Here is a 16,125-nt window from a genome sequence, read left to right on the forward strand (position 1 = left end):
GTGTTCTTTGATCAATTCTTACTTGCGCATTTGCCCATAGTTAGGATCAATCTCTTCATTCAACCCCTCTTCTTTAGCCTTAATACCAGCTTCAGGCTGCATGTGCTCAGTTGTCAGCTCAGATAGATATGAGCCATCTGTGATGCCCTTCTTCCGCATAGCGATACCCGTTAGGCAGGCATGCATGATAAAGTTTGCATTTAGTGCTGAGCGATAAGTTGGATCTTGTTCCGGTGCCAATTCAACAAGCTCAAAGCCGACCATATCGTTTTCGGCACACAGACCACGTACAATTGGAATAGCTTCACGCATGGTCAAACCACCTGGAACAGGTGTACCAGTTCCCGGAATAAAGGCTGGATCAAGTACATCGACGTCAAACGAGATGAATAGCTTTTTTCCATCTTCTCTGGCTTCGGCGAGCGCCTGTTTCATAACAGCATCCCAGCCTTTTTTCTCAACTTCAGGCATGGTGTGATACCTGACACCATTGTTGCGCATCCACTCAAATCCCTCCGGACCAGGCCATCCACCGCGCAATCCAACTTGAATATAATTTTCACCCAGCACATGGCCTTCTTTTACAGCGCGGTAAACCGGTTGCCCGTGCGATAAGAAATGGGGGCTGTCTTTACCTGCATCGAAGTGAGAATCGAAATGCACTACACCAAAACTTGCTTTGCCGTGGACATCAGCTAAAGCAGCTATATCTGGATATTCGAGACTGTGATCACCACCAATTATGAAAGGAATAGCGCCTGTTTCAGCAATTTCTCTTACACGATCTCGTACGTGCAGTACTGAAAGTTCCGTGCTCATATTGTCTATGGCGATATCACCATAATCAACAATGTTAAGCTCTTTGGTTGGGTTGACCATTGTGTTCATATCAATGCGCGCATTCGTTGCATATGAATTCCGCATCGCCATAGGCCCGAATTTCTGACCACGATAATATGACCCCATATCAAGTGGAGCACCCACAATCGCAACATCGACATTCCCAGCGATCAAATCCTCTGGGTACATGGCAATAGGTGCACCGGCGAAAGTGGCTATACCACCGCGACTATTGGCGTATCTGCTAACTGTAAATGGGCCGGGCTCACGCTTAGGATTGAGCTCTTTAGGTTTCATCACCTTCCAGCCATTATAATTTGTGGCTTCGGTGTTCATTGGAATAGCAGCAAGGTCTGTTTCTGGGTCAAACTTGCCTTCTTCAATCACATACTGCATGGCATCGACCATGGCTTCGATTTCTTTTCCGGTTTTCTTTTCCAATCTTTGGTAAAGTTTTTCTTTGGTTCCACCAACGAAACGAAGAGACTTATCAGAAAGCAAGAATTCTTTTTTTTCTTCTGGGAGTTTCTTGATCTTTTTTTCAAGCCACTCAGGAGCTGGCGTTTTTTCAACCTCGGCCTCGACAGCTTCTGCTGGTGCGGACTGTGCGTTTACCGACATGACGACTGGCGTTAGAGACACAGCCATTGCCATAAACGCACCGCCTAGTAGGACTTTTTTCAAACCCATAATTCTTGCTCCCAAAATTAAAATTCTTAAAAACAAAACATAGAAGCCGCTTACTTTTTCGCTATGGGTCAAATGACGTAGCATTTGATATAACAGACCAGACAAGCCTTAGATTTACACGATTCAAGAATGGCAATGACCGTTTGAGCTAGCTGTGAGGGCAGCGTTGTGCTCATCAAAATGCACATTTAATAAAGCATCAATTTGGGAGTCGATCGGTCCAAAATCGGTATATTTTCCTGCACTATTTTCAAACCTGATAAAAGTACGGAATGGAGCAGACGTTGCAATTGTATGCTGCTTTATGCTCGTATCCTGCATAACAAATTTGTTTAAATGTGAATACGAAAATACTGGCGTCGGCAACGCCATGCGTTTTATTTTAAACGGACGTGTAAACGAAGATGACACTAAGGTATCGTTCTGGTCTAGTTTGACAAAACCAATGGAAATATCAGACTGATTATTCAGTGTGCTTCGAATAAATTTGTGGTCCCTCAATCCAATACCAATATTCGCCGTATCCACTGAAAAAACACTAGATATCGCCGGATCACCTTCTTTGATATAACCTGCATCCTCGATCAGAATTTCCAGTGTAATACCTAATGTGATTGATCTGTCGCTATAAGCTAAAATAAGCTCTCCATAGATAAAGCTATGCGTCGTCAATACCGGTTCACATGGCGTCTCAGCCGGCCCACACATTTTGGAAGGTTCAACGCCAAAATTCACAATATGATGATCACCAATATCCTTACCGGAATAGGAAAGTGCCATGCGGCATGATTGCGCCTTCACTTCTTCAGCATGAACCGATGCATTCGAAACAGTTAGTATAAGTGACAAAAGAGAAAAAAGTGACAGCTTCATAACGCGACTTAAATCCCCCCGGCTTCACGCAAAAACTGCACAACAGCCTCACTGCCATCCACTCGCTTTAGATTTGTCAGCTCAAACGGACGCACACCTCTCACTTTTTTGGTATCCTCAATCATGCGATCAAGGTCTGCCCCAACAGCATCAGCTAAATCTGTCTTATTAATAATCAGTAGATCCGAACGCGTAATTGCCGGTCCACCTTTGCGCGGAATATCATCCCCCTGACACACTGAAATCACATACAGCGTTATGTCAGCCAATTCCGGTGAAAACGTAGCTGCTAGATTGTCACCACCCGATTCAATAAAGATCACATCCAAATCGGGATGTCGGCCTATCAATGTATCAATCGCGCGCAGGTTTATCGACGCATCCTCACGAATAGCTGTATGCGGACAGCCACCTGTCTCGACACCTTCGATACGGCTTAAAGGCAAAGCCTGCATACGCATCAAAGCTTCGGCATCTTCCTTTGTGTAGATGTCATTGGTGACAACCCCCACAGACATTTGAGGCGATAAAGCCTTACACAAACTGGCAGTAAGCGTTGTTTTACCTGTTCCTACAGGTCCACCAATCCCAACTCTTAAAGGGCCTTTAAAGGGTTCACTCATGAGCGGAATATCCTTGAATGCTGCGTTTCGTGCTGCATAGACATAATATCAGACATAAATACACTCCCTCCCACTTCACTGAGTGGTGCGCTGGCAGCTATGTTTGCAGTCTGAATTATATCAGGCTCAAGTGTAGACAGAATTTGCACGCCAGCTTTTTGTCCAATCTGCCCCAGACGCTGCGCCGCTTGTATCAATGCACTCATAAAGGCTTGCAAGAAGGCCGTTACGGTCGCGATGATCGGTGATTCTATACGCGCACCAATTGCACCAACGGCAACTGAAAGAGGCTTTTGAAAACCACCATTTAAATCAATGCTTTTATCCCAAACCTGAACAGCTTGCAGAAACGCATCACCTTGGGCCATCGTTTCCAAATGACGTTCGGATGAACTCGCCATTGCCTCACATAAACTAGCTATTTCTGACAATTGGAAATGATCAGCATGAGCCTTCCAACTATGCGCACAGATGATTGCATCACTTCTGCCCGCGCCATTATGCAATATACCTTTAAGCCATTGCGTCAGCTCATCGACTGAATTTATCCGTCCACATTCATAGGCTTGCTCAAGGCCATGACTATAGGCAAACCCACCCGTTGGAAAAGCTGGTGACAGCCATGCTTGTAGACGCACAAATGCATGCGGGTTTAATGCAATCACACTTTTATCATTATAAGCAAAAGCATTCATTTATGTGTCTCAATCGTGTGATGATGGTGGTGGCCTGTCATTGCATGTTCGCCAGATGGCTCATCTTTGCCATCATAAGCCCCGCCCACTGGATCAAACGGAGATTTTACCTCCTTCACAAGACCGCCAAGTCCCTCAATCATATCTTTAATCACATGGTCCTGACGAATGAATATGCGATCAATCTCTATTTGCGCTGCCAAATGACGATTGCCGATATGCCACGCTAAAAACAACAGGTGTTTAGGATCAGACCCGGTTATTTCATAAAGGTCTTCTTTGGTGGCCTGAACCTGAATGATCCGACCATCCTCCAAAACCAAGCCATCACCATGACGCAGCAAACGCGCCGTCTGCAAATTAAGATAAAACGATATACCGCCATCAGACACCATGCGGACACGACGGCGAAATCGTTCGGTTTCATCTAGTGTGATCGTATCGGAAAACTCAGCAAAATCTCGTATGATTGTTGATGCTTGCATGGCTAAAACAGGAAATAGCGTTGAGCCATTGGCAGCTCGTTGGCTGGCGCGCAGGTTAGTAAGTCACCATCGGCGCGCACTTCATAAGTTTCAGGATCAACTTCAATGTGTGGCTTGTAGGTATTTAACTTCATCGCAGATTTACCAATACCTCCTCGAGTATTTTTGACAGCGACGAGGTTCTTCTCGACGCCTAACTTTTCAGCTAGACCATCATGTATGGCAGCCTGTGATACAAAGGTTACGGACGATTGTGTCCGCATTTTCCCAAATGCACCAAACATTGGGCGCATGTGAACAGGTTGTGGCGTGGGAATAGACGCATTGGGGTCCCCCATAGGAGCAGCCGCGATCGAACCACCGATAAGAATCATATCTGGCTTCACACCAAAAAAGGCTGGTGACCACAAAACAAGATCTGCGCGCTTTCCAATTTCTATTGAACCAATCTCACGGTCCAGCCCCTGTGCTATGGCGGGGTTGATAGTATATTTGGCAATATAGCGCTTCACACGTTCATTATCATTATTGCCTTTTTCTTCAGGCAATGCTCCGCGCTGACGTTTCATTTTGTCTGCAGATTGCCATGTGCGGATCAACACTTCTCCCACACGGCCCATTGCCTGACTGTCAGATGCAATGATAGAAAATGCCCCCATATCGTGTAAGATGTCTTCGGCTGCAATCGTTTCTTTTCGAATACGGCTTTCGGCAAACGCGATATCTTCTGCAATACTCGGATCTAGATGATGGCAAACCATCAACATATCCAAATGTTCCACGACAGTATTAGAAGTATAGGGTCGCGTCGGGTTTGTTGACGATGGAATTACATTTTCTAAACCACACACACGGATAATATCAGGCGCATGCCCACCACCTGCCCCCTCAGTGTGAAAAGCGTGAATGGTACGCCCTTTAATCGCGTCAATCGTAGATTCAACAAAGCCTGACTCATTCAGCGTATCGGTGTGGATCATCACCTGTACGTCAAACTCATCGGCCACACCTAAACAACAATCGATCGCCCCCGGCGTCGTTCCCCAATCTTCGTGCAGTTTCAACGCCGCTGCGCCCCCGCGTATCATTTCTTCCAATGCTGCAGGTTGAGATGCATTGCCCTTCCCCGAAAACGCGAGATTCATAGGAAAGGAATCTGCAGCTTGGACCATTCGGCCAATATGCCATGGCCCAGGTGTGCAAGTTGTGGCCAGTGTCCCATGCGCTGGGCCTGTTCCACCGCCCACCATCGTTGTGACGCCGCTCATCAGGGCTTCTTCAATTTGTTGCGGACAAATAAAATGTATATGGGAATCTATACCCCCAGCGGTAAGTATCTTACCTTCACCCGCAATGACCTCTGTTCCTGGACCCACAATAATATCAACATTGGGCTGAGTATCAGGATTACCAGCTTTACCAATTGTAGAAATACGTCCGGATCTGAGACCCACATCAGCTTTATAAATGCCTGTATAATCTACGATTATAGCATTGGTTATAACAGTATCCACGGCACCTTCTGCACGACTAATCTGAGATTGCCCCATACCATCACGCAATACCTTGCCACCACCAAACTTGACCTCTTCTCCATGCGTTGCAAAGTCTTTTTCAACTTCGATAAAGAGTTCCGTGTCTGCAAGACGCACTTTGTCTCCAACACTGGGTCCAAACATAGACACATATACAGAACGAGGCACTGTAACAGACATTATAAATCGCCCATGATTTGCTGGCGAAAACCAAAGACTTTTCTTGCGCCTAATAATGGGGTGAGAATTACATCTCGTGCTTGCCCCGGCTCGAAACGTACTGCCGTGCCGGATATTATATCCAGACGCATACCCCGTGCTTTTTCACGATTAAATATCAAAAATGGATTTGCTTCATAAAAGTGGTAATGCGATCCAATTTGGACTGGCCGATCCCCCGTGTTGGCCACTTTAAGACTAATTGTCTCCTGACCCGCATTTATCTCGATCTCTTCGGAAGCTAGAATAATTTCACCTGGAAGCATGACGGTCCCCTATTGCACCCACACAATAAGCGCTGCGCTGACCAAAAAACCTTGACCTAAATGCTTTGCAAGTTGGGCCCGACTACTCATCGACAATTTGGTGAGTGTTGTTCTGTAAATTTCCGCAATCGTAACCATCAATATTGTCGTTGCGAGCCATAATCCAATCGCGAAACTTGTCGCCACTTCAGGCATCATTTGACCATGCATAAATGCAAATGTGATCACGACAATATAGCTCACCCAGTTCGGCACATATCTGTGAAAAAGAATAAGCATTCCGAACAAAACAATGAAGGAAAATTGAACCCACTCAATAGCTAAATTTTGCCCCTCACTACTCACCCCAAAACCTAGCGCTAACACGGCAGCGAACCCTGCCAACAGAGACATATTCAAACCTAAATGAGCTTTGCGAGCAGGCACGCATATTACACCAACAGCAATAATAGCCAGCAAATGATCCATTCCGCCAAAAGGGTGTTGTAGACCCTCCATAAAATCGTGAAATGCGATCCGCTCACTAACCCCACCATGATGACCACCTGTATGCGCGAGCGCTGGGGCACCGACAAGAATTTGAGCCAAGACGATCAACTTAATGAGATGTTTCAACTTCTGTCTCCAATTAACGAATAGGGCTATGAACAGTGACCAGCTTTGTCCCGTCGGGAAATGTTGCTTCGACCTGTATTTCTGAGATCATTTCTGGGATACCTTCCATCACCTGATCACGACGTAAAACATGCGCCCCTGCTTCCATAAGCTCGGATACACTGCGTCCGTCGCGCGCGCCTTCAACAATAAAATCTGTGATAAGGGCGATGCTTTCTGGGTGATTTAATATCACGCCGCGTTCCAATCTACGTCGTGCGACATTCGCCGCCATGGAAATAAGCAACTTATCTTTTTCTCGGGGGGTCAGTAACATGTCGCATCCTATACGCTACAAATTTACAAGGACCACACACGTGGTGGAATACCGTTCGAGGACAGCTGCATGACCAATTGAACTACGCACTTTCGCAAATCATAGCTGGTGTCACCGACCAACCGTATAAGTAATTTAGCGTATGGACCCACATGCCAATGTGATGCACCGCCTACGACACCGTTTGCAGAGGCGCAAATTGAACGGCAAGCATGTAAATGCTTTTCACAATTTGCACCGACCATTAGTAGCGTTGCCGTTGCTCTACCACCTTTGGCAACAACCCCATTCTGCATCTGCATATGAATATCACCTTCAAGGCGAGTATTTTCTGCATGAACTAATTGGTCGCCAACTTTAATGCGCCAACTATCACGGAGCGCACCATTTCGCACTTGCTCACCCATAAGTTCACGTCCCCAAATAATAGCCTCGATCGCAAGAAAGGTTGAACTTGGAGATAGGGTGACGTCTATCGTGCGCGTCAGGCGAGCATTATTGTAAATAATAGTTTCTTGTGGTGCCCAAATAAGATTAGAATCTGCGTCTGCGCGTAATCGAAGATCGACGACTGCCTCTTCCTCTAGGGATTTGTAAACACGTTCACACGCCTGACTTGTGATCGTGAGGTCGGCCCCTTTTTCGACGTGAATATTTAGCGATAAACTGTCACCTCCTGCCAGCCCGCCCGCAGTGTTTACGAGAATACCTTCTAAGGCGTAGGTGATATTATTTTTGGGAAAACGTAGCTTCAGGGCATCAGTTTCAAATAAACGTTTTAAGTGTGATCGCCCCTTTAGTGCAGCAACAACGAGACGCCCACTGCTATGTGATCTTTGCATTCTAGAAACTGAGGCATATTCAACATCAGACCCGTCCATAGACCTATCCTAAACACTCAAACAGGATCAGATGGTGGCGTCTTTAACAAACAATGGCAAATACGAGCGCAGATTTTACCCCAACTATTCTCTCCTGCCTAAAAGTTCATAGAAGTTAGCCAACACTGCTAATAAATACATCACCGTACAAGCCCTCCCCCCAGAATGACTTTCATCCTAAACGCGAGAAAGAGTTTCAGAAGGCTCACTAAGAGCCCGATATTCATTCAGTTACTCCGATCATTACTTGAATAGAGTTTGATCAATAAATTTATTCACTTATGGGTAAAATCCGATAAACAGAGCTTGGACCAAAAGTGTCATCATTCATAACAACAAAAATATCACCGCCTTTACTTTGCGTGACATCGCGAACACGACCTATTCCCTTGATGAGAACTTCATCCTCAACGGCTTCACCATTAATAAAACGAACCCGATGTAACTCCTGAGATTGTAGCCCAGAAACCAGTATATCTTCCTCCCACTCGGGAAAGGTTTCACTTTGCACCGAGGTAATTCCGGCTGTTGCAATGGATGGCACCCAGTATTTCATAGGTTGCTCCATTCCCTCTTTCTCCGTGAAAGGTGTCATGAGCGTACCATCATAATTCATACCGTGCGTAATAATCGGCCAACCATAATTTTTACCCTTCTCAGGGCGATTAATTTCGTCCCCACCTCTTGGACCATGTTCAGAAATATAGAACGCACCATCAGGACCGCCAACGGTGAGACCTTGAGGATTTCTATGCCCATAGGAAAAGATAGACGGGTAAGCATTTTCTACGTCGATAAATGGGTTATCTTTTGGAATACGTCCATCATATTGCAACCTATGGATCTTACCGCTTGGCCAAGATAAATCTTGAACATTTTCTGGCTCCCCCCTGTCACCAACGGAGAAAAACAAATATCCATCCCAAAACTCTATACGTGAGCCAAAGTGATATTCTTTATTCGTTTCATGTTCAGTCTTTGACTGGAAAATAATCTCTTCATCTTCCCAACATCCGTTTTTAATACGCCCTCAGGCTATGCGTGTCATGCCGTAGGAATCATCACTCCGACGACCATGATCACCGCTAGGATTCCACCCATTAGTTACAACATCCAATCCTAGTGTTGGTTGATTTAAACCACCCATAATCAGCCCATGTCTTAAAACAAAATTTAGTTAGAATAAGATACACCCGTAATGCCAGCGGCTTTGAAAGCTTGCAGCAATTCAGACGCACAAAAGTACTCATGAGGCTGTGTACATTCACGGCCTAATCCAAGATTAGTCGCTTCTTCCAAAATAGACGACCGCTCAGTTGCACAATTAACCGTCTTAGCAAGTACATAACCGGGAGCCCCGCGCACTAATGCCCAACAAGTATAAGTATTAGGTACATCGATAATCTGGCGAATTGGCAAAATATCGAAACAAAAATAATCTTGAGGCGGACACCAGTTTATATCTTCATACTGAATCGCTTGACTCACTGAATATTCATCACTCGGAACAATCCTCTGAATGATATCTAGCGCTTTTTTGCTTACGATCAAAAAACGAGATCGAACAGCTGTGTCTCTACGCAAAACATCAAGATAATGGTCTGGTTCCGGTATTTTCAGCGTTCCAGTATGTGGAGCAGTTGCTGAAAAAACTGGTTTTTGTTTTAAAGTTGAAAAACCATTTCCATTTCCGATTTGACTAATCTCATCTTCTGACATTTCAGAAAATGTCTTGGGAAACAATATACCTATATGATCATTTTTGGGTTTTCGCTTTTCCGGGTCATCATCCTCAACCAATAACCGGACAGGCGATTCTGGACGATAATATTCATCAGGCTTATACCACAAGCGCTGCTGCTTTAAACGCCGCCCCCTTGCATCCTTTTGAGTCTGATTAACAATCTCGACACCTTCAAACATTTGCTGGATATGAGTAGGTAAATCTTTCAGCGCAAAGAAGCAAGGGTTCTGTCGCATTGAAAGAAACTGGGGCTCGCCCACGATATAATCATCGCTTTCAACATCGCGACTATAACTTTCACAAGAGTTAAGCATAGCTTTGTATTCTGAATTCATTCTACCTCTCCCTCCCAGCTTCTTTCATAGATCTCCCGATTGGGGAGAGCAGGAATGACAGGACAGAACGACTGCCATTATTCATCGCATACCATCAACGCTACCTGTCCTGCACTGGTAAAGTGAACAATCGGGTGTGCAACAAAAACTTCACTTAATTAATTCCCTGCCCTGCTGTAGCAGTTCAGTCCCCAAGAATAATTCTTAGAGGACTATATCATGGCTATTGTTTCTCAGAATCATTTCCGCAGCAACGCTGTACATCCTGATGTCCAGCAACCACTTAATTTAAGAGACATCCCTCACGCAAATGATACATTTCATACCTTTGCTAAAGTAGATCACAAAAACAAACCCTTTTCAGGACGACAGTTTGATTTGGACGGTTTGGTCATTCGACATATCACTGTCGAAGATTTTGATATGGAATATACCTTTTCAGGCCATATCATTGAATTAAACATCACAAATAGCGTCTCTAATTTAGCGCTCAATAGCGATAGATTGAAGCCACAATCTTTTGAAGAAAACACAGTCACCTATTTTCAGAAAGGATGTCATTTAAAAAGAACATCCCAACGCACTAAAGAAAATGAAGCGAAGACTGAAATGATAGCCCTTATCATTGAGCCTGGTCATTTCGAAACATATGCGAGTGAATTTACAAATGGAGGCTCACTCAACTTCGTTGACTATGATTTACCTCAAAAAATGCCATCCATATATAGAGCGCAATCAGCTCTGCAAGCGATGTTCAAAGCACCAGACAGATACTGTAAACTAACTGCAGAATTCGTGGCCAATGACATCCTTATAAGGTCATTACACAGATGGTCTAATTTAGGAGGTGTACCCAACTCAAATCATCTCAAATCAGATGATCAAAAAATCAACAAGGCACTTGAATTCATACATGCTAATTTGACAACATCAATTTCACTCAAAGACATATGTTCTGCGGTGAATTTAAGCTTTGAAAGTTTATCTTCTGGCATTCGTAGAACAACTGGGCAAACACCACACAATTATCTCATTAATGCCCGAATAAACCTGATTAAAAACCAACTTTCACACTCAAATGAAAGTATCGCTGATCTTGCTAAAAAATACCAATTTAGCTCACCAAGCCATTTAGCCAGTGCATTCAAAAAGATTGTTGGAGATACCCCACGCAACTACAGAAAGAATTCATAGAAAAGCGCTATCAAATCCATTAAGTCTTTGTTTTGTAATACATAAACAACGAGACATAAGATACCAATTCTAGACTTGCAAAATATCTTGAAAGTTTCAGATTTTTCGTCACGTATCTTTACCAAATTTGTACATTCACTGACACACGCCGCTCCTAATTAGAACTTCCTGACTTAACGGGAAATCAATCGAATTAGGGGATAATATGCTTTTCAAAAGAAGGTTTGCTTTTACAGCTGCCAGCATTGCTATAGCTGCCGCGTTTACACCTGTAGCTATTGCTCAAACCACATCTGCTGATATTTCTGGTCGCCTGCTAGATGCAAACGGCAAGCCACTGGCAAATACTACTGTCGTCATAACTGACCAACGCACAGGAAGTGAAGCAATTGCTCAAACTTCTGCAAATGGTACTTTCTACAGAACAGGCCTTCGTGTCGGTGGGCCCTACTCTGTTGCTGCAGGCACAACAAAACTTGAAGATGTCTTCCTACAACCATCATCAAACACCATCACGCTAGAACCCAAACTCACTCAAGATACAATCGTTGTTTCAGTGGGTACATCCATGCTAGATTTGAATAATGGTGTGGGATCGGTTTATGGCAGCGACGATATCCTATCACAACCTTCTGCAAATCGCTCAATTATAGATACTCTTAGTCGTGATCCCCTCGCACAGCAGACTGGACAAGGTGCACTTTCCATTGCCGGTTCAAATCCTCGTTTCAACGGATTGGCAATCGATGGAGCGCTAATTCAAGACGATTTTGGACTATCTTCAAATACCGTGCCGACAAACTCAGGTCGCTCACCTATTTCGCTTGATGCAGTCGAAAGCGTTTCCGTTGTCGCCTCTGATTACTCTGTAAAAGCGTCTGGGTTTCGTGGCGGTCTCGTAAATGCAATTACAAAATCAGGTACCAATAAATTTAAAGGTTCTGCTTTTTATACCCGTCGCGATGAAGACTATGTCGGAAATACACGCTTTGGACAATACGTGGATGTACCAGCCTTCAATGAAGAAGAATATGGTCTATCTTTAGGTGGACCAATACTTAAAGATAAGCTCTTCTTTTATGCTAATTACGAAGAATTCAAAACAAGTTCTGGCCGTGACTTTTCAATCGATGATAAAAATAGCGGCCGCACTCAAGAACTGTTTGACACGTTAAATCAAATCGTTCTCGATACTTATGATATTGACATGGGCGGACGCCCTCAAACAATTCAAGTGCCTGCGACAACCACAAGATATCTTGGAAAACTTGACTGGTATGTTTCTGACGCGCACCGCGCAAGTGCAACTTACCAGAAAATTGAAGATACTGGTTTAAGCTCAATCAGCAGCTCAGAGTTTGCAAGCGCATGGTATGAAGCACCGCAAAAAATTGATGTCTATACAGTACAGTTGAACTCAGATTGGACCCAAAACCTTTCCACTGAACTTCGCTTGAACTACAAAGAAAACTATCGTGGTCAAATTTGTGGAAACCCAACTTACGGTGAAATCGATATCCGTCTGTCTGAAGCAGATATTTTGGGCACAGTCCTAGAAGGTTTAATTGATGATGGCGACGACATTGTTGACACAAGTGAGAAATATCTAACTGGATCTTGTGACCGTTACAGACACGCAAACTCATATGATGACGAACGTCTACAAATTTCAGCAGTCGGGAACTACACCCTCGGTGAACACCTGATTACATTTGGAACAGAATATGAAAATTTTGAACTCTTCAATCTTTTTGTAGATCGTTCAAATGGGGAATTTATCTTCAACAACGTTGATGATCTTATCAATGGAAATGCCAAAGTCTTATATAGCAACTCAGTTACCAATGACGCCAATGACGTTGCCACCTCTTGGGGGCTAGGTAAAATATCATTATTTGCTCAAGACAGATGGCAACTTCGTCCTGATTTATCTGTAGATTATGGTCTTCGCTATGAATACTATACTCAAGATGATGAACCTCAAAAATCTCCAGCTTTCCTAAACCAATATGGATTTGATAGTAACCAGAACCTAGATGGCATAGACATCCTTATGCCTCGAATTGGTTTCAAATACCAACCGCTTGAAAATACAACAATTACAGGTGGCTTTGGACTCTTTGCGGGAGGAGACCCTAAAGTATGGATTTCCAACGCATTTCAAACAATTGTTGCCAAAGTCGATGGTGAGTTTACTGGAGTTGATCCAAAGATAGTTCCTCAGGAATTGTTAGATCAGGCTGCAGCGTCTGATTTTTCAACACTCCTTCCTATTGATGTTATTTCACCAGACTTTGAGGTGCCATCTGATTGGAAATATTCTCTGAAATTGGATCAAGCTTTTAGTGCGGATCTTTCTCGATTTGGTATCCCATTGCAGCTTGGTGATGACTATAATTTCAGCGTCCAGTACCTGCATGCTGAAGTAAATCATGATTTCATCTGGACAAATCTAGCCCAAACAAACCTTGCCGAGACCCAACCCCTTGGCGTTGCACCCGACGGGCGCCCCATTTACGCTGACCTTGATGATCTGGGTCTTCTCAATGTGACCCAATTAGGAACCACAAATGAAGGCAAATCAGACGTAATTACTGTTGCTTTAAATGGACAGTATGACAATGGATTTGCCTTCAACGCTTCCTATGCATATCAGGACATTCAAAGTGTTGCCCCCGGTACGTCAACACGCGGGATATCTAGCTTCCGAGCAATAATTGATAGCGACTTTAACAACCCGTCTTTAGGAACGTCTAATTACGAAACTGAACATAGTTTCAAGCTCTTTGCTTCCTACAACAAACAATTCTTTAAGGGCTTAAATACAAAGTTGTCACTCTTTGGAACCGCTACATCTGGCGCTCCTATTAGTTACACCTTTGAAGTCAATAATGGGAATGCTTTGTTTGGGCAGGTTGGAGATGGCGAAGGCGCAACTGACAATTCACTTGTCTACATTCCAACGCAAAGTAACGGCCAGTTCAACGATCCAAATGTGGTTTTTGCAAGCTCATTTGATCAAGATGCATTTGGTGAATACATCGCCACACGCGGCCTAACATCTGGCGTGCAAAGTCGCGGAAATGGTCAAGGCCCATGGAACACACGCTTCGATTTCCAGTGGCAACAAGAATTACCTTTCGCAGACTTTGGTATCAAGCGATTTGAAGGCAATAAACTCAAATTTGTTGTCGATATAGAAAATATCGCAAACCTGCTGAATGACGAATGGGGAACGCGTTACGGCACGAATACCCGTATCGAGCTTGTTGAAGCCGATTTAGTCTCTGCTTCTGATGTCGCCCTAAATGGTGTTGATGGTGCCACCTCAATACGTGGGGATAATCAACGCACAACGTGTACAACAGCAGGCAGCTGCCTTTACCGTTACAGAGACTTTGATGCGGATCCTACGGGATACCAAAGCAACACAAGCTCTGTTTACAACATCCGAGTTGGGCTGCGCTACGAGTTTTAATATCCCAAAACTCAGCACACCCCATTGGGAGGACAGACATTCTGTCCTCCCTTCTTTTTCCTAAACAATCTGGTTCATCAAATGAAAAACTTTGCTAAACTGCCAAGTGCAGCTTTATTTAGCCTTTTCGCTACCACTGCATGCGTTCACACAAACCATCACCAACAGATACCGCATACCGCCTCAACAGAGCACACACATACTTCAGCTAAAACCTACATCCCTGTAGAAAAAATAAGTATGAGAGATCTCACCTTTCCCAAGGCTATTGATGGATCTTACATTTTGGTCTCAGATTTACATACACATAGTGTTTTCTCAGATGGTCATGTATGGCCAACTGTACGTACATGGGAAGCATATGCAGATGGCCTTGATGTCATGGCCATTACTGAACATTTAGAGCACCAACCGCATAAAGACGACATTCCACACCCCGACAGAAATCGCTCATACGAAATTGCTGTCGAAGCTGTTGCGAGAAACCGCACACCCTCCAAACCCCTACTCATCATTCCAGGCGCCGAAATTACGCGCAGTCTTCCGCCAGGCCATGTCAATGCAATTTTCATTGAAGATGCAAATCCACTTCTGACAATTAAAGAACGCTCCGAAGCAAATCTAGAAAATGCAACAATTGCTCTAGAAGAAGCCAAGCGCCAAGGTGCCTTCACCTTTTGGAACCACCCTGCATGGGGAAGAGATTCTGCAAATGGAATTGTAAATTTACCAAAGGAACAAGAGGATTTAATTAAACGTGGCCTTATCAATGGGATAGAAGTCGCCAATGGAGATCACTATACTGAGTCTGCGTTTCAGTTAGCCATCGATTATGGAATGACAATTCTTGGCACCTCCGATATTCATGGCTTGATTGACAAGGATTATGATATCGCTGCAGGAGACCATCGCACTGTCACACTGGTTCTTTCCGAAACACGCTCCTCAGACGCTTTTAAAAAAGCCGTTACAGAAGGTGCAACTGTAGCACTCTATAAGAATACTTTTATCGGTTTGCCGACAAACGTCGAACGCGTCGTAAAAAGCGTTTTGAAAGCTGAACTTGGCAAACCTATGCGTCGCCCTGGGCAAGTACAAATCTTGCTAAAAAATGACGGTCCAATCCCTCTAAACCTAGAGAATATCGGAAGCAAAGACTTTTCTGACAATACTGATTTTGTCACTATTCCGGCCCACAGTTCAATAGAATTAACATTAACTGATAGCCTCCCAGAAAATGATGTTATTCTAAACTTTAGAGTGTTGAACGCCTATAACGCACCTTCAAAAAACGTAGAGGTCAGCTACCAACTGAATTAGAAAACAAAGGGTAGGT

Annotated in this window: 15 protein-coding genes; 3 read left to right on the forward strand and 12 right to left on the reverse strand. The window is 44.1% G+C overall.

Going from position 1 to position 16,125, the window contains the following annotated elements; translation table 11 throughout:
* Nucleotides 1–18: 18 nt before the first annotated feature.
* The 12 genes from ACFQS8_RS14890 to ACFQS8_RS14945 all read right to left on the reverse strand — a co-directional run bounded on the left by ACFQS8_RS14890 (nucleotide 19) and on the right by ACFQS8_RS14945 (nucleotide 10,117).
* Nucleotides 19–1,530, reverse strand: a complete 1,512-nt coding sequence (locus ACFQS8_RS14890) for an agmatinase family protein (RefSeq protein ID WP_382168824.1) — start codon at nucleotides 1,528–1,530, stop codon at nucleotides 19–21.
* Nucleotides 1,531–1,653: 123 nt separating this feature from the next.
* The gene (locus tag ACFQS8_RS14895) at nucleotides 1,654–2,403 is read right to left on the reverse strand and encodes a hypothetical protein (RefSeq protein WP_382168826.1); all 750 of its coding nucleotides are present in this window, start codon (nucleotides 2,401–2,403) and stop codon (nucleotides 1,654–1,656) included.
* A gap of 8 nt (nucleotides 2,404–2,411) precedes the next feature.
* Nucleotides 2,412–3,026 carry an urease accessory protein UreG gene (gene ureG, locus ACFQS8_RS14900; RefSeq protein ID WP_382168828.1) on the reverse strand — a complete coding sequence of 205 codons (615 nt, stop codon included), beginning with the start codon at nucleotides 3,024–3,026 and terminating at the stop codon, nucleotides 2,412–2,414.
* Entirely contained in the window at nucleotides 3,023–3,721 is a 699-nt protein-coding gene (locus tag ACFQS8_RS14905; RefSeq protein WP_382168831.1) for an urease accessory protein UreF, read from the reverse strand. Before ACFQS8_RS14905 ends, ureG begins: the two co-directional genes overlap by 4 nt.
* Entirely contained in the window at nucleotides 3,718–4,206 is a 489-nt protein-coding gene (locus ACFQS8_RS14910) for an urease accessory protein UreE (RefSeq protein WP_382168833.1), read from the reverse strand. The genes ACFQS8_RS14905 and ACFQS8_RS14910 overlap by 4 nt, the downstream gene beginning before the upstream one ends.
* A 2-nt stretch (nucleotides 4,207–4,208) precedes the next feature.
* The gene (gene ureC / locus ACFQS8_RS14915; RefSeq protein WP_382168834.1) at nucleotides 4,209–5,921 is read right to left on the reverse strand and encodes an urease subunit alpha; all 1,713 of its coding nucleotides are present in this window, start codon (nucleotides 5,919–5,921) and stop codon (nucleotides 4,209–4,211) included.
* Entirely contained in the window at nucleotides 5,921–6,226 is a 306-nt protein-coding gene (locus tag ACFQS8_RS14920; protein ID WP_382168837.1) for an urease subunit beta, read from the reverse strand. Before ACFQS8_RS14920 ends, ureC begins: the two co-directional genes overlap by 1 nt.
* 9 nt (nucleotides 6,227–6,235) lie before the next feature.
* The gene (locus ACFQS8_RS14925; RefSeq protein ID WP_382168839.1) at nucleotides 6,236–6,841 is read right to left on the reverse strand and encodes a HupE/UreJ family protein; all 606 of its coding nucleotides are present in this window, start codon (nucleotides 6,839–6,841) and stop codon (nucleotides 6,236–6,238) included.
* A gap of 13 nt (nucleotides 6,842–6,854) precedes the next feature.
* Nucleotides 6,855–7,157: an urease subunit gamma gene (locus tag ACFQS8_RS14930; RefSeq protein ID WP_382168841.1), complete on the reverse strand. Its 303-nt coding sequence runs from the start codon at nucleotides 7,155–7,157 to the stop codon at nucleotides 6,855–6,857.
* Nucleotides 7,158–7,180: 23 nt separating this feature from the next.
* Nucleotides 7,181–8,038: an urease accessory protein UreD gene (locus ACFQS8_RS14935; RefSeq protein WP_382168843.1), complete on the reverse strand. Its 858-nt coding sequence runs from the start codon at nucleotides 8,036–8,038 to the stop codon at nucleotides 7,181–7,183.
* A 271-nt stretch (nucleotides 8,039–8,309) separates the two neighbouring features.
* Complete coding sequence (locus ACFQS8_RS14940; RefSeq protein ID WP_382169202.1) at nucleotides 8,310–9,062, reverse strand: PQQ-dependent sugar dehydrogenase; 753 nt, start codon at nucleotides 9,060–9,062, stop codon at nucleotides 8,310–8,312.
* A 149-nt stretch (nucleotides 9,063–9,211) separates the two neighbouring features.
* Entirely contained in the window at nucleotides 9,212–10,117 is a 906-nt protein-coding gene (locus tag ACFQS8_RS14945) for a hypothetical protein (RefSeq protein WP_382168844.1), read from the reverse strand.
* Between the two features lie 219 nt (nucleotides 10,118–10,336).
* On the opposite strand from ACFQS8_RS14945, the gene ACFQS8_RS14950 reads away from it, so the two are divergent.
* The 3 genes from ACFQS8_RS14950 (at nucleotide 10,337) to ACFQS8_RS14960 (ending at nucleotide 16,109) form a co-directional block, all read left to right on the forward strand.
* A complete protein-coding gene (locus ACFQS8_RS14950; protein WP_382168846.1) occupies nucleotides 10,337–11,311 on the forward strand; it encodes a helix-turn-helix transcriptional regulator in 975 nt (324 codons plus the stop codon).
* Nucleotides 11,312–11,516: 205 nt separating this feature from the next.
* Nucleotides 11,517–14,789 carry a TonB-dependent receptor gene (locus ACFQS8_RS14955; RefSeq protein ID WP_382168848.1) on the forward strand — a complete coding sequence of 1,091 codons (3,273 nt, stop codon included), beginning with the start codon at nucleotides 11,517–11,519 and terminating at the stop codon, nucleotides 14,787–14,789.
* A gap of 81 nt (nucleotides 14,790–14,870) precedes the next feature.
* Nucleotides 14,871–16,109, forward strand: coding sequence for an Sb-PDE family phosphodiesterase (locus tag ACFQS8_RS14960; RefSeq protein WP_382168851.1), 1,239 nt, complete (start codon nucleotides 14,871–14,873; stop codon nucleotides 16,107–16,109).
* The last annotated feature ends 16 nt before the right edge of the window (nucleotides 16,110–16,125 follow it).

Origin of the sequence: Hirschia litorea, from assembly GCF_042665075.1 — a bacterium.
GTDB lineage: Bacteria > Pseudomonadota > Alphaproteobacteria > Caulobacterales > Hyphomonadaceae > Hirschia > Hirschia litorea.

Bases quoted from the DNA above. Each gene is read 5' to 3' on its own strand.
- ACFQS8_RS14890 (WP_382168824.1), bottom strand. From the start codon at position 1,530: ATGGGTTTGAAAAAAGTCCTACTAGGCGGTGCGTTTATGGCAATGGCT.
- ACFQS8_RS14895 (WP_382168826.1), bottom strand. From the start codon at position 2,403: ATGAAGCTGTCACTTTTTTCTCTTTTGTCACTTATACTAACTGTTTCG.
- ureG (WP_382168828.1), bottom strand. From the start codon at position 3,026: ATGAGTGAACCCTTTAAAGGCCCTTTAAGAGTTGGGATTGGTGGACCT.
- ACFQS8_RS14905 (WP_382168831.1), bottom strand. From the start codon at position 3,721: ATGAATGCTTTTGCTTATAATGATAAAAGTGTGATTGCATTAAACCCG.
- ACFQS8_RS14910 (WP_382168833.1), bottom strand. From the start codon at position 4,206: ATGCAAGCATCAACAATCATACGAGATTTTGCTGAGTTTTCCGATACG.
- ureC (WP_382168834.1), bottom strand. From the start codon at position 5,921: ATGTCTGTTACAGTGCCTCGTTCTGTATATGTGTCTATGTTTGGACCC.
- ACFQS8_RS14920 (WP_382168837.1), bottom strand. From the start codon at position 6,226: ATGCTTCCAGGTGAAATTATTCTAGCTTCCGAAGAGATCGAGATAAAT.
- ACFQS8_RS14930 (WP_382168841.1), bottom strand. From the start codon at position 7,157: ATGTTACTGACCCCCCGAGAAAAAGATAAGTTGCTTATTTCCATGGCG.
- ACFQS8_RS14935 (WP_382168843.1), bottom strand. From the start codon at position 8,038: ATGGACGGGTCTGATGTTGAATATGCCTCAGTTTCTAGAATGCAAAGA.
- ACFQS8_RS14945 (WP_382168844.1), bottom strand. From the start codon at position 10,117: ATGAATTCAGAATACAAAGCTATGCTTAACTCTTGTGAAAGTTATAGT.
- ACFQS8_RS14950 (WP_382168846.1), top strand. From the start codon at position 10,337: ATGGCTATTGTTTCTCAGAATCATTTCCGCAGCAACGCTGTACATCCT.
- ACFQS8_RS14955 (WP_382168848.1), top strand. From the start codon at position 11,517: ATGCTTTTCAAAAGAAGGTTTGCTTTTACAGCTGCCAGCATTGCTATA.
- ACFQS8_RS14960 (WP_382168851.1), top strand. From the start codon at position 14,871: ATGAAAAACTTTGCTAAACTGCCAAGTGCAGCTTTATTTAGCCTTTTC.